Source organism: Endozoicomonas sp. ONNA1, assembly GCF_024606325.1.
GTDB lineage: Bacteria > Pseudomonadota > Gammaproteobacteria > Pseudomonadales > Endozoicomonadaceae > Endozoicomonas_A.
Map to the genome: position 1 here is coordinate 1 of NZ_JAHHPN010000349.1, position 1,783 is coordinate 1,783.

The following is a 1,783-nucleotide window of genomic DNA, read 5'->3' on the forward strand; positions in this document are numbered from 1 at the left end:
TGAGTGACAGCAATCAGTCATTCATCCATGCTTAGTTCAGTGATTTTCGCCGACTCATCTTCATGGATGGACAACACATGGCCATCGACGCTGAAGGTGGCTGACACGATCCCTCTGGGATAGGAAATGGTGGCTTTTTTTTGCCATGACCCATCGCTTACCTGACCGTAAACAATAGCAAGATGAGAATCTAACGGCGGGAGTAAACTAAAAAATGTATGTCTTAACTGGTGATAAATAAATTCCGACACATTATCGTTATTGGCAGTGACCAAATGGCTGCCATCGGCGCTGAAGGATGCTGATCTAATATACAAACCACTACAAATGGTGGTTTTTTCTTCCCAGGATCCATTGACCTTACGGCCATAGATTTTTACCTTCCTGTCTTCACCGTGGGTCATCACATGGCGGCTATCGGAGCTGAATCTGGCTGAGTTGATCTGTTTATTATGGGAAATGGTAGCTCTTTCTTCCCATGATCCATGATCGTTCAGGCGATAGATTTTCGCCTTTTTATCTCTACTGCGGGTGATCACACAGCGGCTATCGGGGCTGAAGGTGGTTGAGAGGACCCAATCATTATGAGAAATGATGGCTTTTTCGTTCCATGATCCGTCTTCCAGACCATAGATTATCGCCCTGCCATCTTGACCGGAGGTTACCATATGGCTGCTATCGACGCTGAATGTGACAGAGAAGAAACGATCCTCATTGGGAAAGATGGCTTTTTCTTCCCATGCCCCATCGTTCTCAAGGCCACAGATTTTCATCCTGTTACCTTCACAACAGGTGATCATATGTCGGCTATCGGCGCTGAATTTGGCTGACCAGACTGGTTTGTCATGGGAAATGATGGCTATTACTATCCATGACCCATCGTTCATCTTGCCATAGATTTTTGCTGTATGATCCAGACTGGTGGTCACCATATAGCAACTATCGGCGCTGAAGGTGGCTGATGTTAAAGAATCGTGGCTAATGATGGCTTTTTCTGCCCATGACTCATCGTCTTCCAGACCATAGATTTTCGCCTTGCCATCGTGACTGGCGGTCACTACATAGCGATCGTTGGCGCTGAAGGTAGCTGACATGAGACGATTATCATGGGTAATAGTGGTTTTTTCTTCCCATGAATGTTCGTCCTTCTTGCCATAGATTCTCGCATTGCGATCTTCACTGGCGGTCACTACATAGTGGCCATCGTTACTGAGCATGAATGATATGACACGACCATTATGGGGGATAGTGCCTTTTGCTTGCCATGAACCATCGGTCTCCCGACCAAAGATTATCACCGTTTTACTATCGCTGACGCTCACCAGATAGCGGCCATCGGCACTGAAGGTAGCAGAGTTGATCTTGCCATTATTGGGGAGGGAGGCTTTTGTCTCAAATATAAATGTTTTGCATTCAATCATCAGTTTAGTGAGAGTGAAAGAGAACAGAGCAGGAAAGTCAATACTCCCATGACGATCCATGACTGACTTGACTAATGCCTTATCCATTGTAAACCGGCTCAACCAATTCTCGAGTTGATCCTTATCTTTTTCAGTGACGATTGTCTTTATTAGAGCCTGGTGTGATGAAGCAATCTGGCGATACCATGCCCTAGCCATTGAAGTATCATTTTTGAGCGTGTTGTTAAGGTATGAATTTGCCCGTGTTAAATGGGCAATATCACGGGTCTGCAAATAGCTATAAATTTTGGATTGTATTTCAATGGGCAAATCGAGCAATAATGAAATCTTGTTCTTGTCACGTACAATGACGTCCCTGCCCA

General features: G+C 45.1%; 1 protein-coding gene. It reads right to left on the reverse strand.

The genetic code is table 11. The features are described 5' to 3' along the window. Positions 1–17: 17 nt before the first annotated feature. Positions 18–1,783, reverse strand: a 1,766-nt coding sequence (locus tag KDK19_RS07955; protein WP_257291697.1) for a hypothetical protein, incomplete at its 5' end; no start/stop codon positions are given.